Consider the following 15486-nt stretch of genomic DNA (forward strand, 5'->3'; position numbering starts at 1 on the left):
TAGCGGTCCGGCTGTGCCGGGGCCGCAAACGCCTTACAGCCAATCACGCAGGATAGGGATCAGCGGAATATCTGCCGGCGGCATTGGAAAGTCGCGCAGGTCTTGCGGCCGGACCCATTTCAGCGTTTGCCCTTCTTTGGCCTGCGGGATGCCATCCCACTTGCGGCAGGCAAAAAGAGGCATCAGCAGGTGGAAGTCATCGTAGGAATGGCTGGCGAAGGTCAGCGGCGCGAGGCAGGAGGCCCAGGTGTCGATTCCCAGCTCCTCGTGCAGCTCGCGTATCAGGGCAGCCTCGGGCGTTTCGCCCGATTCGATCTTTCCTCCGGGAAATTCCCACAGGCCGGCCATGGACTTTCCTTCAGGTCTTTGGGCCAGCAAAACTCGCCCATCCACATCAATGAGCGCCACCGCCGATACCAGAACTGTTTTCATGACCGGTAATCCGCGTTGATCGAGATGTACTGGTGCGTCAGGTCACAAGTCCAGACTGTCGCTGCACCGCTGCTCAGGCCCAGATCCACCCTGATAGTGATCTCCTGCTTTTTCATCTCGGCAGCGCCTAGCTCTTCCTTATAGTCCGGGGAAACCCAGCCCTTTTCGGCCACCAGCACATCACCAAAGGAAATCGACAGGAGATCGCGGTCTGCAGCCGCGCCGGACTTGCCGATTGCCATCACTACGCGGCCCCAGTTCGGATCTTCTCCGGCAATGGCGGTTTTCACCAGCGGCGAGTTGGCGATTGCCATGCCATGCACTTTTGCATCCGCGTCCGAAGCCGCACCCGTCACCTGGATCTCCACGAATTTGGTCGCGCCTTCACCGTCACGCACCACCTGGTGGGAAAGGTCCAGCATGACACGCTCCAGGCCCGCAGAAAACTCTGCATTGCCGGTCGCATCTACACCGGAGGCGCCAGTGGCGCAGAGCATCAGGCTGTCGGAGGTGGAGGTATCGCTGTCCACGGTGATGCAATTGAAAGTCCGGTTGCAGATCTCTACCAGTTGCGCCTGCAGCGCCGTCTGCTCCATCTTGGCATCGGTGAAGATATAAACCAGCATGGTCGCCATGTCCGGTGCGATCATGCCGGAACCCTTTGCAATGCCGGCGATCTTGACCGTTTTACCATCGATCCCAACAGTGGCGCTGGCACCCTTTGCAAAGGTGTCCGTGGTCATGATCGCCTTGGCTGCCGCTTCAATCGCGTTTTCATCCAAGGCGCTATTCAGCTCGCCAAGCTTGGCGACAATCCGGTCATGGGGCAGCGGTTCGCCGATCACACCGGTGGAAGCAGTAAAGATGCGTTCCGCCGGAATGCCGGTTTGCGCGGCCACAGCAGACGTTATCTCCGCAACCGAAGTTTGGCCGTAATGGCCGGTGAAAGCGTTGGAGTTGCCTGAATTCACCAGGATTGCTGCGCCTTCGTCAACCGAACCGCCCAGCTTGGCCTGGCAATCCAGCACAGGAGCGGAGCGCGTCTTGGAGCGGGTGAAGACGCCTGCAACCGCAGTTCCTGGCTCCATGAGCGCCAGCATCACATCCGTGCGGCCCTGATATTTAACGCCTGCTGCAGCGGACGCAAATCGTACGCCTTTGATCGCAGGAAGATCGGGGAAGCTGGCAGGCGCCAGCGGCGAAACGGGCATAGGTTTGGCCATCATCAGTTCCTTACCAGGCTGAGGTCTTTGAGAATGGCCGGATCCAGGTCCTCGATCTCCGGCCGTTCAATTTTGGCGGCGGCGGTCAGTTCGTTCACCCGTTCCTCAACCGCTTGCTGACGCAGTTCATCGGCCAGTTCGGCACGCACGTCTTCGAATTCGGGCGCTTCCGTCTTGCGGCGCTCGTTCAGCAGGATGATATGCCAGCCGAACTGCGTCTGAACTGGACCGGAGACCTCGCCAGAGCGCAGTTTCAGGACAGCCTGTTCGAACTCCGGCACCATGCGGCCGGTGGTGAACCAGCCGAGATCGCCGCCGTTTGGACCGGAGGGGCCGGTAGAGCGTTCCTTGGCCAAGGTGGCAAAGTCGGCTCCTGCGTCCAGCTCCGCCTTGACGTCCTGCGCGTCTTCTTCGCTTTCGACCAGGATATGGGCCGCATGAAATTCGTCGCCGCCTTCACCGGTTGAGTATTTTTCGTCATAAGCGGCGCGCAGCTTTTCCTCGCCGCTGGCCTTGTTCATGACCATTTCGATCACATCCGCCGCGAGCATCGCGCGTTCCTCGTTTTCGACTGAAAGCTCGACGTAGCGCGGGACCTCGCCGCGCAGCTGCTGTTTCAGCGCAGTCTGCTGGATCAGCTGGTCCAGGATTGCGTTGTACAGCACTTCGTCCGGCAGCTGCTTGTACTGGGCCGGCAGGTTTTCGCGGGCCATGACCATATGGCCGATGGTGATCTCTTCGCCGTTGACCGAGGCAACCACGGTGTTTGCATGCGGTGCTGCTGCTGCGGTCAGCGGCAGCGCAGCACAGGCAGCAATCGCCATGCCGCGCAGAAATGTGAGACCTTTACGCATTGAAACCTTCCTATTCCTTGGCCGCGGAGGGCCCCGGCGTTGACACTCTATACCCTGCCGCTTACATCGCTTTGAGGCCATTGGCAGGACCGTCTTTCCACCATTGTTTATGGGTTGCGGACACGGCGGGCAAGCCTGCCCGATGCAAAGGCCGGACATAGGATCGCTGGAGAAGATATGCTGGGTTTCGGAACACTCGCCAAAAAGGTTTTCGGCACGCCGAACGACCGTAAGATTAAGGCGACACGGCCGCTGATTGCGCAAATCAACGGGCTGGAAGATGAGTTCGAGAAGCTCAGCGACGACGGGCTGGTGGCAAAGACCGAAGAGCTGCGCAAACGTGCCCTGGGCGGTGAAAGCCTGGACGCGCTGCTGCCCGAAGCCTTTGCCAATGTGCGGGAAGCGGCCAAACGCGCCCTGGGCCTGCGCGCCTTTGACACCCAGCTGATGGGCGGCGTGTTCCTGCATCAGGGTAACATCTCCGAGATGAAGACCGGCGAGGGCAAGACCCTCGTGGCCACTTTCCCGGCCTATCTGAACGCGCTGACCGGCAAGGGCGTGCATGTGGTCACGGTGAACGAATACCTGGCCAAGCGCGACAGTGAATGGATGGGCAAGGTTTTTGCTCAGCTCGGCATGACCACCGGCGTGATCTGGTCGGGCCAGCCCGATGCCGAGAAGATGGCCGCCTATCAAAGCGACGTCACCTACGCGACCAACAACGAGCTTGGTTTTGACTACCTGCGCGACAACATGAAACCGTCGCTGGATCAGGTGTTCCAGAAGCAGCATAACTTTGCCATCGTTGACGAGGTTGACTCGATCCTGATCGACGAGGCGCGCACCCCGCTGATCATCTCCGGTCCGGCAGAGGACCGTTCGGAGCTGTATTCGACCATCGACAAAGTGATCCCGCTGCTGGCGGCAGACCACTATGAGATCGACGAGAAGACCCGCGGTGTGACCTTTACCGAGGACGGCAACGAATATCTGGAGCAGACTCTGCGCGAGCACGGCCTGCTGGATGCAGAGGCTTCGCTCTATGATCCCGAAAGCACCACAGTTGTCCACCACGTGAACCAGGCACTGCGTGCCCACAAGCTGTTCCAGAAGGACAAGGACTATATCGTCCGCGACGGCCAGGTGGTGCTGATCGATGAATTCACCGGCCGGATGATGCCGGGCCGCCGCTTGTCGGAAGGCCTGCACCAGGCCATCGAAGCCAAGGAAGAAGTACAGATTCAGCCGGAGAACACGACTCTGGCCTCCGTGACCTTCCAGAACTACTTCCGTCTCTACGACAAGCTCTCAGGCATGACGGGCACTGCGATGACCGAGGCCGAGGAGTTCTCGGAAATCTACGGTCTTGGCGTGGTTGAGGTTCCAACTAACCGCCCCATTGCCCGGGCGGACGAGGACGATCAGGTCTACCGCACCGCCCGTGAGAAATACGAGGCGATGATCAAGGAAGCTAAAAAGGCGCATGAAAAGGGCCAGCCGGTTCTTTTGGGCACCACCTCGATTGAAAAATCCGAGCTGCTAAGCCAAATGCTGCAGCAAGAAGGCATACCGCACAACGTTTTGAACGCCCGCCACCACGAGCAGGAAGCCCAGATCGTAGCCGATGCCGGCCGATTTGGCGCGGTGACCATCGCCACCAACATGGCTGGCCGCGGCACCGATATTCAGTTGGGCGGCAACGTCGAGATGAAGGTGCTTGAGGCGCTGGCGGCAAACCCGGAGGCTGATCCGGCAGAACTGCGCGCCGCTGAGGAAGCCAAGCACGCTGAGGAGAAGCAAAAGGTGTTGGATGCAGGCGGTTTGTTCGTCATGGCCTCCGAGCGCCACGAAAGCCGCCGCATCGACAATCAGCTGCGCGGCCGCTCCGGCCGTCAGGGCGACCCGGGCCGCACCCGCTTTTACCTCAGCCTCGAAGACGACCTGATGCGCATCTTCGGCTCTGAGCGGCTGGACAAACTCTTGTCCTCGCTCGGCATGAAGGAAGGCGAGGCGATCATTCACCCTTGGGTGAACAAGTCGCTGGAACGCGCCCAGGCGAAGGTCGAGGGCCGCAATTTCGACATGCGCAAGAACGTGCTGAAGTTCGACGACGTGATGAATGACCAGCGCAAGGTGATCTTCAAGCAGCGCCGTGAGATCATGGCGGCCGAAGACCTCTCCGAGATCACCGATGACATGCGCCACGAGGTGATCGACGATCTGCTCGACGCCCATATGCCGCCCAAGACCTATGCAGACCAGTGGGACACCGAGGGTTTGCAGGAACAGGTCCGTGAAATGCTTTCGGTCGACGCGCCGGTGGCGGAATGGGCGGCAGAAGAGGGCGTGGACGACGAACAGATCCGCGAACGCCTGGTGGAAGCTTCCGACAAACTGATGGCGGAAAAAGCTGAGGCCTTTGGTCCGGAAAATATGCGCAACATCGAAAAACAGGTACTGTTGCAGACTATCGACAAGAAATGGCGTGAGCATCTGCTGACGCTTGAGCACCTGCGGTCAGTTGTGGGTTTCCGCGGCTATGCGCAACGTGATCCGCTGAACGAGTACAAGAACGAGAGCTTCCAGCTGTTCGAAGGCATGCTCGACTCCCTGCGGGAGGAAGTGTCACAACAGCTCAGCCGCGTGCGTCCGATGACCGAGGAAGAGCAACAGCAAATGCTGATGGAAATGGCAGCCAAGCAGGCAGCCATACAGCAGATGGCGGCACAGCAGACCTCTCCTGCGGCTGCTTCCGCAGAAGAGCCCGCGCCGGGATTTGTAGAGGATGATCCATCCACTTGGGGCAACCCCTCGCGCAACGACAAATGCCCCTGCGGCTCAGGCAAGAAGTTCAAACACTGCCACGGCAGCCTCGCGTGACAGCATGACCTGAATTAACTGGGTCCGGCCGAAATCCGGACCCTGCCGTCCGGCCGCGGAAGGGGGAACTCCTGCCCGCCGCCGGTCTTTTTGCAAAGACCGCTCCCGTTGGGCGTGGCGCTGCGCCACGCCCAAGGCTGCGAGGGAGTCCCTGGCGCAGCCAGGGTACCCGCAGGCGCGGGGGCTCCCCTTTTGCTGTTTCTCTCTGAGCAACAAAGAAGACGAGATTGCCTTATTTGCCGGATTCTCACCTGTTTGAGGCCACAAACCGGCCGACATTTTCAGCCAGGTTCTGTTTACCAGACAGGTTCAGGAGGATCTCATGCTGAGCAACCAGGTGATGCTGACAAGTGCAATAACGCTGGCATGCGCATTGGGCATCGGGTTCTACATGCAGGCATCTAGCCCCCGCTGGGCAGGTGATGCGGTTGCCGCCTCCGATCCTCAGCTTCCAGATGAACCCGAGTCGGCGGAGCTGAAAATCGAGAATATCACGCTGACCTCCTCCCCGGCTGAAACGGCACCTGCTGCCGCGGAGCCGCAACCGGCGGTTCCGGCGCAACCGGCCTCCTGCCGTATGACTGCCTCGGCCGAGGCTGCCCCCATTGCGATGGTCTCGCTCACTGTGACCGCGCCGTGCCATGGCGGCGAACGCCTGACCGTGCATCACAGCGGCATGTCCTTCACGGTTTCTCTGGACCCGACCGGGCGCTACGCGGCGCAGGTTCCGGCCCTGACACGGACCGCGGTATATATTGCGGAGACCGCAAGCGGCGGCGGGACGGTTGCCGTTGCCGAAGTGGCGGGCGTGGAGGCCATGGAGCGTGTGGTTCTGCAATGGAGCGGCCACAGCGGCCTGGAAATGCACGCCCGGGAGTTTGGTGCGGAATACGGCAGCGCCGGGCACGTCTGGCACGGGGCCGCACCCGGCGCGGCTGCAGGGCAGGTGGTCCGCCTCGGCGACCCTAGCCTGCTGGCGCCGCGGATTGCCGAAATCTACAGCGTGCCAGCCAGCCAGCCGGAACGGTTCGGAACCGTCTCCCTGACTGCTGAAGCGGAGGTGACGGGCCTAAATTGCGGCCGCGAAATCTCCGCTCAGGCGTTGCAGCTGCGCGGCGGGCGGCTCAGCAGCAATGATCTGGTGGTGGCAATGCCGGATTGCGATGCCCAGGGCAGTTTTCTGGTGTTGAATAATCTGTTGGAAGACCTGAAAATCGCCGCCAACTGACTTGCGGTAAATTCAGGTATCCACATGACCTTCTTTCGTGCGGCCGTTTGCGCCGCACTTTTTCTGGCGGTTCTTGCGCGCGGGCTTGCAGCTCAGGACGTCACACTTTCATCTCCGGACGGTGCTGTTGAGATCACTGGCACGCTGCTGGGCTTTGATGGCGAATTCTATCGGGTGCAGACCCAGTTCGGGGAACTGACCGTTGATGGCTCAGGTGTAACCTGTGACGGTCCGGGGTGCCCCAGCCTGTCCGGGTTTGTGGCTGAAATCACTTTGGCGGGCTCTTCAACCATGTCGGAAGTCTTGCTGCCGGCCCTGATTGAAGGCTTTGCTCTGCGGAATGGGTATCAGACCCGCAGGGAACCTCTGCCTCAGGGAAATTTCAGCCATGTGCTTCTGCGTGGCCAAAGGCCTGCAGCGCGGTTCTCCTTCGCCGCCAGCAACACGGACGCGGGGTTCGCAGCCCTGATTGCGGATGAGGCGGATGTTGCCATGGCGCTGCGGGAAATCCGGCCCCTTGAGCGGAAGGCCGCGCGTGCGGCAGGTTTGGGAGATCTGACTGGGCCAGGGCGCAGCCGTGTGCTGGCGCTGGATGCCTTTGTGCCAGTGGTGGCCCCCAGCAACCCGGTGCGCGAGATTTCCTTGCTGCAATTGGCCGGTATCCTGTCCGGCCGGATCACCAATTGGCAGGAACTTGGCGGCCCTGACGCTCCCGTGTCGATTCATATGCCTGTATCTGGTTCCGGTTTGTCGCAGGCGGTCGAGGACAAGCTGATGGGGCCTTTCGGGACTGGCTTTACATCTGCAATCCACCGTCATGACCGCAGCAGCACGCTGGTCCGGCGGGTGCTTGTTGACCCTTTCGCCATCGGAGTCGCCAGCTATGCCGAGAAAGGCGCAGCCCGGGTGCTGACGCTGACCGGTCCTTGCGGGTTTTCTCTCCAGGCAAGCCGCCGGGCAGTTAAGACAGAGGATTATCCGTTGACCGTTCCGATGTTCCTGTACCTGCCGGCCCGGCGCCTGCCCAAGGTCGCACGCGATTTCTTGGCCTACGTGCGCGGTCCCGCAGCGCAGGCAGTGATACGCCGCGCCGGATTTGTGGATCAGGCTCCGGAACTGATCCCGGTCAGCAGCCAGGGCAACCGCCTGGCCAATGCCATTCTGGCAGCGGAAGAAAGAGGCGGTTTGCCGGAACTTCAGCGCCTGGTGACCGAACTGGGCGGGATGCGGCGGCTGACGGTCTCGTTCCGGTTCGAGCCTGGGTCACCGCGCCCGGATGCCCAGTCCCGCAGCAATATCGAACAGCTGGCCCGGGCGCTCGAGGCCGGGGAGTTCGACGCCAGGGAGATTGTGTTCGCTGGATTTTCGGACGGTGTGGGACCTGCAGAAGGCAACCGGCAGATCGCGCTGAAACGGGCAGGTGCCGTGCGGGACGCAGTGCTCAAAGCTGCGGAGACAGCGGATGCCAGCCGTGTCGCAATCCGTACCGAAGGTTTTGGCGAAGCCTTGCCGATGGCTTGTGATGACAGCGATTGGGGCCGCCAGATCAATCGCAGAGTGGAGGTCTGGGTGCGTTAGGCCCGAAAAGTATCACCGGTAAGCCTAGCAAAATGTGGCTGCCGTATTTTTGGGCCGTCGCAACAAATGCGATAGCCGCGCAGGTCTAATTGCAGCAGAAGACGCAAGATTTCCAGGCTAGCTGGCCAGCCGCTTGGCCCAAACCAGCGGCTGCTCGAAATTGTACATCACCAGATCTTTGTCCACGCCCTCGAAGCGGGCCAACTCTGCCACTTGGGCGATGCCGCAGGTTTCAAAGACAAGGCTGGAGGGGCATTCGAAGAACAGCAGTCATGCGCCGGGCAGGGAGCAGGCCGTGGCATCTAGGTCGGTGCAGTTGACATAGGTGACAGAAACGCCAAACTGCTGCAGCAGGACCTCGTCCCGCCGGATTGCGCCGGAATAGGAGTTGGGGACACTGACAACCCAGTCGCCGCTGCGCAACAGTGTCGGCACCGTGGCGGAGACCGCTGCCAAAGGCGACAGCGGCTTCACCCTGCTCCAGTGCCGCCAGCTTGTGTTCCAAGTCGCGCCCGGTGGGGTTGGCGGTCGCGGAGTAGATGTCGTCTAGGGTGGCATCGGCAAAACGGTCTTGAAGGGCGTCGTAATCCGGGAATGAGAACAGGCTTTACTGGACGATCGCCGGCACCACCGCACCGTGCGCTTGGCTGCCCGCGTCAGGAGTTAGCAGCTATTGCAGAAGGCGATTGTTCACCAGCTCATCTTCAGTTCAAAGCACACACCTGACATCTGATATATGGTTTTAGACGAAAGCAGTGCCTTCTGTTGGCAGGGTAGATTCCCGGGTTTTACCGGCAATTTCCGCAGCTTGGAAAATTGCCGGGGATGGTATGCACCTGCCCGGTTTGCCATAATGCCTGCCGGGCGGTCCGTCGCCTGCGCAGATACCTTCTTTTGGCCGGGAGCCGTAACCCCGGCGGTTCACGCATCCCATGGAGCAAATCGATGGCCCAGAAAACTATCCTTGTCACCGGATGCTCCGGTTTTATCGGCTATCATCTGTGCCTGCGCTTACTGGCAGACGGGTTTCGAGTTGTTGGCATTGACAATCTGTCGGATTACTACAGCGTTCAACTCAAGCGGGACCGACAGGCGATGCTTGAGAAACACCCCGATTTTACTGTCGTCAATCGCAGCATTGAAGAAGCTGGGGTCATGATGGGGCTGTTTGCAGAGCATAGGCCTGATTATGTTGTGCATCTGGCTGCGCAGGCCGGGGTGCGATATTCGATCGAGAACCCGCGCTCCTACCTGGACAGCAACATCGCCGGTACATTCGAGATCCTCGAAGCCGCTCGTGCCTATCCTCCTCGGCACATGCTGCTGGCCTCCACCTCTTCGGCCTATGGTGCCAACACCAAGATGCCTTACAAGGAAACTCAAAAGGCCGATCACCAGATGTCATTCTATGCCGCTACCAAGAAGGCGTGCGAGAACATGGCGCATTCTTATGCGCATCTGTTTGATCTGCCGGTTACCATGTTTCGCTTTTTCACTGTCTACGGCCCTTGGGGACGGCCCGACATGGCGCTGTTCAAATTCACCAAGGCGATCCTCGGAGGGGAGCCGATTGACGTCTACAACTACGGCGATATGAAGCGGGACTTTACTTATGTCACTGATTTGGTTCAGGCGATCCGTTTGTTGCTGGATGCGGTCCCAAAACGCCCGGCAGACGGGGTTGTGCCGGACGGAGACAGCCTGTCGCCCGTTGCGCCGCACAGAGTAGTCAACATCGGTAATTCTGAGACCGTCAGGCTAACCGCCTTCATAGAGGCGATTGAGTCAGCCACGGGACGTAAGGCAGAACAGAACCTGATGCCGATCCAGGCTGGCGATGTTCCCGCGACCTGGGCCGATGCGTCGCTGCTTCAAACGCTCACAGGCTACAAGCCGAAGACCGCCGTGGCCGAGGGTGTGGCGCAGTTTGTAAGCTGGTACCGGGAGTACTACGGCGCCGCGCTGCCTTCAGAAACTTGCAGCTAAGGCGCTTCGCCAGACAGCACGGGAAACGGCTGCTGCAGGCAGACGGATGGTGTTTTCACCGGAGCAAAGCCTGCGGTTACGCTTGGGTACATGATCAGGGGAGGCAGTCCTTGCTCCGGATTGCCGAGGGCATGTTGTCTCGAAACAAGGGTTTACAGCCGCTGGTTTTGTGGCTCTGTTTTGAGAAAACGGCTTCACGCCGCAATGCATAAGGAAATTTGCGATGGGTAATGTTCTGTTCCCGCTTCCAATTAGGCCGGTTGTTCCGGTGACGGGCGAGGAAGCTGGGTACCCGGTGGGGCGGGTTTTTTGTGTGGGACGCAACTTTGCGGCGCATGCTGCTGAGATGGGCAATGAAGTGGACAGGGAGGCGCCATTCTATTTCACCAAATCTGCTGCCAACGCGGTGCTGACGGATGCAATTGTGCCCTATCCGCCGGGGACAGAAAACTTCCACTACGAAATGGAACTGGCAGTGGCGATCGGGACACCGGTATTCCGGGCCGGGCGGGAACAGGCTGCAGCATCTGTGTTCGGCTATGGCTGTGCGCTGGACATGACTCGCCGCGACCTGCAGATCAGAGAGCGGCAGAAACAACGGCCCTGGGATCTGGGCAAAGACCTGGAGAACGGTACGGTGCTGGCGCCGCTGACCCGGGCGGTCGAGTGGGGTGGCCCTGCGGGGCAGCGAATCTGGCTGGAAGTGAACGGCGAGATCAGGCAGGATGCTACGCTGGCGGAGATGATCTGGTCCGTAGCCGACATTATTTGCCACCTTTCCGGATTCTACCACCTGCGGCCGGGGGATCTGATTCTAACCGGCACACCTGCCGGAGTGGGGGCCGTGAAGGCCGGGGACAAGATACGCGGAGGGATCGACGGGCTATCTATTGTTGGCCTGGAATTGGCTGCAGCGGAATGACGCACGGTGGTCCACAGCGTGATAGTTGTTGCCATGCGGCTGTTTTCATATGTATCAATTTAGGTGGAAATCTTGACCGTTTCGTAACGTATCGGGCAGCTGTTTCGCCTGAAACCGGAGCGCGCGGGCAGATTTCATGAGTAAAAAATGCATAATCTGCTGTTGATGGTTACAAATGCACCTAATAGCAGGGAAGCAACTGGTTCGTTAAACGAACCCAATTGGGGGCTTTGACGGCAGAATCGGAAAGAAGTTCGCGGGGGCGGCGCAGCAAAATTGCGAAAGCGCCAGGTCCGGCAATTGAATTGGTCAAAGGGAGGACACATATGACCACTCGCAGAAAGCTTTTGGGGGCAGCTGGTGCAGCGGCCCTGGCCATGTTCGGCACAATGCCGGCATTTGCTCAGGAAGTGACCCTGAAACTGCATCAGTTCTTGCCGGCGCAGGCAAATGTGCCGAAGCTGATCCTGGACGTCTGGGCGGACAATGTTGAAGAATCGTCCGGTGGACGGATCAAGATCGACCGCTTTCCGTCGATGCAGCTGGGCGGCAAGCCGCCGGAGCTGATGGACCAGGCCATTGACGGCGTGGCTGATATCGTCTGGACCGTGGTGGGCTATACCCCGGGCCGATACCCCTCAACCGAAGTGTTTGAGCTGCCGTTCATGATGACCAATGCACGCGCCGTGTCGCATGCCTATTGGGAAATGTTCGACAAGCACATGAAGGACACGGAGTTCAAGGATGTGCATATCCTGGGCACCTGGGTGCATGGACCGGGCATGATCCATACCGCCGATCCGGTAGAGACTCCGGAAGACCTGGAAGGCATGAAGATCCGCGGCGGCGGCCGTTCGGTCAACGCGCTGCTGACCGAACTGGGTGCGACCCCGGTTGGGATGCCGGTTCCGGCGATCCCGGAAGGCCTGTCCAAGGGCGTGATCGACGGCACCACCATTCCGTGGGAAGTGACCGCGGCTCTGAAGGTCCCGGAGCTGGTTGAAAACCACACCGAGTTCTCCGGCAAGGCGCTCTATACCCTCACCTTTGTTCTGGCGATGAACAAAGAGAAGTACGAGAGCCTGCCTGATGATCTAAAGAAGGCGATCGATGACAACTCCGGCCTGGAGTTCTCGGTCTTTGCCGGCGGCACTCAGGCGGATTCGGACGGTCCCTCGCGCGAGATGGCGCTGGACCTGGGCAACAACGTCATCACTCTGGACGAAGACCAGACCGCCATCTGGCGTGAGCGTTCGCAGCCGATTTATGACCAGTGGATCGCTGACATGAAGGAAAAGGGCATCGATGGTGCTGCGCTGATCGAGGAAGCCAGCGCGCTGATCGAGAAATACACGCCGCAGTATCAGTAAGGCGTTTTGATTGATAAAGGTAAGGGGCCGCGCGGCATTGGCACTGCGGCCCTTTGCATACCGGAACAAGGCAACAGAACCATGCACAAGCTCATGATGCGGCTGGCCAAATCAATGGCCTACCTGGGCGGTGCGGTCCTCACTCTTCTGATCATTCTGACATGTGTTTCGATCGCTGGGCGCTTGCTCAACGGTTTCTTCCATGGCGATTTGATGGAGCGGATTGCGCCTGGGTTTTCGAAATGGATGACGGGCTGGGTCGGACCGGTCAACGGCGACTTTGAACTGGTCGAGGCCGGGGTGGCCTTTGCAATCTTTGCCTTTCTGCCGCTGTGCCAGATCACGGCGGGCCATGCATCGGTTGATGTGGTGGCCAATGCGTTTCCGCGCAGTGTGAAACGGTTTCTGCGGATGGTGACCGAAGTTGTCTTTGCCGCGGTTCTGGTGCTGATCGCCTGGCGGCTGGCGGACGGTCTTGCCGGCAAGTATTCAAATGGCGAGACCTCCTTCCTGCTCGAGTTTCCGATCTGGTGGGCCTACGCCATCAGCCTGGTGGCAGCGGTCGTGGCCGCCATTGTGGGCATATACATGGGTGCAATCCGCACCATCGAATTCTTTACCGGCCGGATCCTGATCTGGGACGGCGTGGAGGGTGAACAGTGACGGCTCTTGAAATTGGCATCGCCTCCTTCCCGGTTCTGATGCTCTTGATCTTTCTGCGGGTTCCGATTGGGCTTTCGATGTTTCTGGTCGGCCTTGGCGGGCTGATCTGGGTGACGGATGGCACGCAGGTCGCGTTCGGGCGGCTGAAAAGCGAGACCTACACCACCTTTTCCTCCTATTCGCTGACCATCGTGCCGATGTTCCTGCTGATGGGGCATTTTGCGACGCTGGGCGGCATGTCCACCGCGCTGTTCAAGGCGGCCGAAGGGTTTCTGGGCCACCGCAAGGGCGGCGTTGCCATGGCAGCGATTGGCGCCTGTGCGGGCTTTGGCGCGATCTGCGGCTCGTCGCTGGCAACCGCGGCCACCATGGGCCGGGTCGCGCTGCCGGAGCTGAAGCAATACGGCTATGCCGGCGGGTTTTCGACCGCGACGCTGGCAGCCGGCGGCACGCTGGGCATCCTGATCCCGCCTTCGGTCGTTCTGGTGATCTATGCGATCCTGACCGAGCAGAATATCGCCAAGCTGTTCCTGTCGGCCTTCATTCCCGGCCTGCTGGCGGCACTGGGCTATGTGATCGCAATTTCCATCTACGTGCGCCTGTTCCCGGAAAGCGCGGGCACCCGTCCGCCGGTTCCGATGCGCGACCGCTTTGCCGCGCTGTTCCATGTCTGGCCGGTGCTGCTGGTGTTCGGTCTAGTCGTCGGCGGCATTTACCTGGGCTGGTTCACCCCGACCGAGGGCGCGGCCGTGGGGGCATTTGGAACCGGCTTTATCGCCTGGACCAATGGCGGACTGACCCGCGAGACGCTTGCGGACAGTTTCCTGGTGACGGCGCGCTCCACCGCGATGATCTTCTTCATCGTGCTGGGCGCGGGCTTCTACAACGGCTTCCTGGCGCTGACCAAGGTGCCGCAGGAACTGGCCGATTTCGTCGTGAGCCAAGGCCTGAGCCCCTGGATGGTGCTGGCGCTGATCCTTGCGTTCTATCTGGTGTTCGGTTGCCTGATGGACTCGCTCTCGATGATCCTGCTGACGATCCCGATCTTCTTTCCGGTGATCTCTGCCATGGACTTTGGTCTGCTGTCGCTGCCCGCGATGCAGGCGGATGCGGCGATGGAGGTGCTGAAGGCCGGCGTGCCCGAGGGGATGGGAGCAGAAATGCTAGCCTCGATACAGGATGCCATTGCCACCGGTGCCGAACTGACCCGTGAGCAGATGAAGGAACTGGGCATCCGCGTCACCGAAGGCCGTGTGAACCGGATTGAGGCGGAATATGTCGCCATCTGGTTCGGCGTGCTGGTGCTGATCGTGGTGGAGGTTGGCCTGATCACCCCGCCGGTGGGCATGAACCTGTTCATCATCAACGCGATGGACCGCAAGACCAAGATGATCGACACCTACAAGGCGGTCATGTTCTTTGTCGCGTCCGACCTGATCCGGGTGGTCATCCTGGTGGCCTTCCCGATCATCACGCTGCTGCCGCTGATGCTGATGCAGTAATGCGTTGCCCTCTCCCGCTATGCGCGGGGGAGGGGTTGCCGCCAGCCGGTGCAGGATATGGAAATATTTTGTGACACCGGCCCGGATTGACCTGAATCACCTTTCGGGGTTCCGCTGGTCCTGTCCGACACCACGCACAAGGGGAGACCCGCCATGCAAATCAATCGCAGCAAAGCCTCCGCATCCAAGGTCAAGGCGCTGGCCACCGAGGTTTCCGGGCTGCAGGGGCCTTGTGTGGGCTGCAGCAACTGCGTTGGGCTGTGCGAGGCGCTGATTGACGCGCTTGTGCTGCCGGATCTGATTCTGTCCCGCAAACGCGGTGGTTCGTGACGCAGCGGCTCTGGCTGCCTTAGCCGTTTGATACCGCAGACCCGCGCCGGTAGGATGCACCTGCAGAAATATGCGGGGCGGCAGAAGATGGCAGGGCAAGACACATTCGTTCATGAAATCCGCGTGGGCTGGGGCGATTGCGACCCGGCGCGGATTGCCTATACCGGGCGGCTGCCTGCCTTTGCTTTGGAAGCGATCGACGCCTGGTGGGAGTACCATCTGGACGGTGACGGCTGGTATCAGATGGAGCTGGACCGCGGCACCGGCACGCCGTTTGTGCATATGAGCATCGATTTCCGGTCGCCTGTCACCCCCCGCCACCGGTTGATGTGTGAAGTCTGGCCCGCTGCCCTGGGCAGCAAGTCGGTGACTTTCCGGGTCAATGCGCGGCAAAACGGAGAGCTGTGTTTCGAGGGGAAATTTGTCTGCGTCTTCATTGCACCTGAGACCTTCACCGCCAAACAGGCACCCGAGGACTATCGGGCGGTGATCGAGGCGCAGCTGCGGCCCGAGTAAGG

Annotated in this window: 14 protein-coding genes; 10 read left to right on the forward strand and 4 right to left on the reverse strand. The window is 60.2% G+C overall.

From position 1 onward, the window contains the following. Nucleotides 1–33 precede the first annotated feature (33 nt). The 3 genes from mutT to AB1A62_RS05425 are packed head-to-tail and all read right to left on the reverse strand — an operon-like array spanning nt 34 to nt 2509. The gene (gene mutT / locus AB1A62_RS05415; protein ID WP_366660493.1) at nt 34–432 is read right to left on the reverse strand and encodes an 8-oxo-dGTP diphosphatase MutT; all 399 of its coding nucleotides are present in this window, start codon (nt 430–432) and stop codon (nt 34–36) included. Continuing rightward, nucleotides 429–1655, reverse strand: coding sequence for a bifunctional glutamate N-acetyltransferase/amino-acid acetyltransferase ArgJ (argJ, locus tag AB1A62_RS05420; protein ID WP_366660494.1), 1227 nt, complete (start codon nt 1653–1655; stop codon nt 429–431). Before argJ ends, mutT begins: the two co-directional genes overlap by 4 nt. 2 nt (nt 1656–1657) lie before the next feature. Then, a complete protein-coding gene (locus tag AB1A62_RS05425) occupies nt 1658–2509 on the reverse strand; it encodes a peptidylprolyl isomerase (RefSeq protein ID WP_366660495.1) in 852 nt (283 codons plus the stop codon). 177 nt (nt 2510–2686) lie between these two features. On the opposite strand from AB1A62_RS05425, the gene secA reads away from it, so the two are divergent. The 3 genes from secA (at nt 2687) to AB1A62_RS05440 (ending at nt 8195) form a co-directional block, all read left to right on the forward strand. Next, nucleotides 2687–5389: a preprotein translocase subunit SecA gene (gene secA, locus AB1A62_RS05430; RefSeq protein WP_366660496.1), complete on the forward strand. Its 2703-nt coding sequence runs from the start codon at nt 2687–2689 to the stop codon at nt 5387–5389. Between the two features lie 322 nt (nt 5390–5711). Then, complete coding sequence (locus AB1A62_RS05435) at nt 5712–6617, forward strand: hypothetical protein (RefSeq protein WP_366660497.1); 906 nt, start codon at nt 5712–5714, stop codon at nt 6615–6617. Between the two features lie 24 nt (nt 6618–6641). Then, nucleotides 6642–8195 carry a phosphate ABC transporter substrate-binding/OmpA family protein gene (locus AB1A62_RS05440; protein ID WP_366660498.1) on the forward strand — a complete coding sequence of 518 codons (1554 nt, stop codon included), beginning with the start codon at nt 6642–6644 and terminating at the stop codon, nt 8193–8195. A gap of 270 nt (nt 8196–8465) precedes the next feature. Here AB1A62_RS05440 and AB1A62_RS05445 read toward each other — a convergent pair whose 3' ends face one another. Then, nucleotides 8466–8651, reverse strand: coding sequence for a hypothetical protein (locus tag AB1A62_RS05445; protein ID WP_366660499.1), 186 nt, complete (start codon nt 8649–8651; stop codon nt 8466–8468). A gap of 489 nt (nt 8652–9140) precedes the next feature. Between AB1A62_RS05445 and AB1A62_RS05450 the strand changes: the two genes are divergently transcribed. The 7 genes from AB1A62_RS05450 (at nt 9141) to AB1A62_RS05480 (ending at nt 15484) form a co-directional block, all read left to right on the forward strand. After that, nucleotides 9141–10181: a GDP-mannose 4,6-dehydratase gene (locus AB1A62_RS05450; RefSeq protein ID WP_366660500.1), complete on the forward strand. Its 1041-nt coding sequence runs from the start codon at nt 9141–9143 to the stop codon at nt 10179–10181. 223 nt (nt 10182–10404) lie between these two features. Continuing rightward, on the forward strand, nt 10405–11103 hold the full coding sequence (locus AB1A62_RS05455) for a fumarylacetoacetate hydrolase family protein (protein ID WP_366660501.1): 699 nt from the start codon (nt 10405–10407) through the stop codon (nt 11101–11103). A gap of 326 nt (nt 11104–11429) precedes the next feature. After that, nucleotides 11430–12473, forward strand: coding sequence for a TRAP transporter substrate-binding protein (locus tag AB1A62_RS05460; RefSeq protein WP_366660502.1), 1044 nt, complete (start codon nt 11430–11432; stop codon nt 12471–12473). Nucleotides 12474–12554: 81 nt separating this feature from the next. Then, nucleotides 12555–13136 (forward strand): TRAP transporter small permease subunit, encoded by a 582-nt coding sequence (locus tag AB1A62_RS05465; RefSeq protein ID WP_366660503.1) that lies wholly within the window; start codon nt 12555–12557, stop codon nt 13134–13136. Continuing rightward, nucleotides 13133–14638 carry a TRAP transporter large permease gene (locus tag AB1A62_RS05470; RefSeq protein ID WP_366660504.1) on the forward strand — a complete coding sequence of 502 codons (1506 nt, stop codon included), beginning with the start codon at nt 13133–13135 and terminating at the stop codon, nt 14636–14638. Before AB1A62_RS05465 ends, AB1A62_RS05470 begins: the two co-directional genes overlap by 4 nt. Nucleotides 14639–14791: 153 nt before the next feature. Then, nucleotides 14792–14968: a hypothetical protein gene (locus tag AB1A62_RS05475; RefSeq protein ID WP_366660505.1), complete on the forward strand. Its 177-nt coding sequence runs from the start codon at nt 14792–14794 to the stop codon at nt 14966–14968. A gap of 87 nt (nt 14969–15055) precedes the next feature. After that, nucleotides 15056–15484 (forward strand): thioesterase family protein, encoded by a 429-nt coding sequence (locus AB1A62_RS05480; protein ID WP_366660506.1) that lies wholly within the window; start codon nt 15056–15058, stop codon nt 15482–15484. The last annotated feature ends 2 nt before the right edge of the window (nt 15485–15486 follow it).

The organism is Leisingera sp. JC11 (genome assembly GCF_040704725.1).
GTDB lineage: Bacteria > Pseudomonadota > Alphaproteobacteria > Rhodobacterales > Rhodobacteraceae > Leisingera.